Here is a 518-nt window from a genome sequence, read left to right on the forward strand (position 1 = left end):
AATCTACGCATTTGCCACTCAACTCCCATGGGTTTTTCCGCTTGTTCCACCTTCAAGTCTTGCCCCACCCACTCCCTGCGGGTAGGGCTTTCGTCCCGTGGACTGGTGACACGCGGCTGCTGCGGGCGGCGAACGTCGTTGGACACTCCGCCCGCCGGCGCCGATCATGACTCAATGTCGCCCGAAATCCGGGAACTCCACCCTCTCGTCTTGACTTATCTCACATTTCAGGATTACCTAATGATCGTTCGGTAAATAACTGAGAGGTACTCCATGAGCGAGATTGACGTCGATGCACCGCTGATGCATCCCATCTTGGAAAACGACTTTGCGGCCAAGTGGTTGGGCATCGAGGTGCTGAAGGTCGCCGACGGCCACGCCACAATCTCGATGGAACTGCGCCAAGAAATGCTCAACGGCTTCGGCATCGCCCATGGCGGGATGGTCTTCGCCCTGGCCGACACCGCGTTCGCTATGTCCTGCAACCCGCACACGGGCTCGGCGGACACCATCACCGT

At 58.7% G+C, this 518-nt stretch carries 1 protein-coding gene; it reads left to right on the forward strand.

Annotation, left to right across the window (positions count from 1 at the left end; genetic code table 11):
* Window positions 1–273: 273 nt before the first annotated feature.
* The coding region (locus B879_RS24375; protein WP_157231824.1) for a hotdog fold thioesterase at window positions 274–518 on the forward strand (245 nt) is incomplete at its 3' end.

It is taken from the genome of Cecembia lonarensis LW9 (genome assembly GCF_000298295.1).
GTDB classification, from domain to species: Bacteria; Bacteroidota; Bacteroidia; order Cytophagales; family Cyclobacteriaceae; genus Cecembia; species Cecembia lonarensis.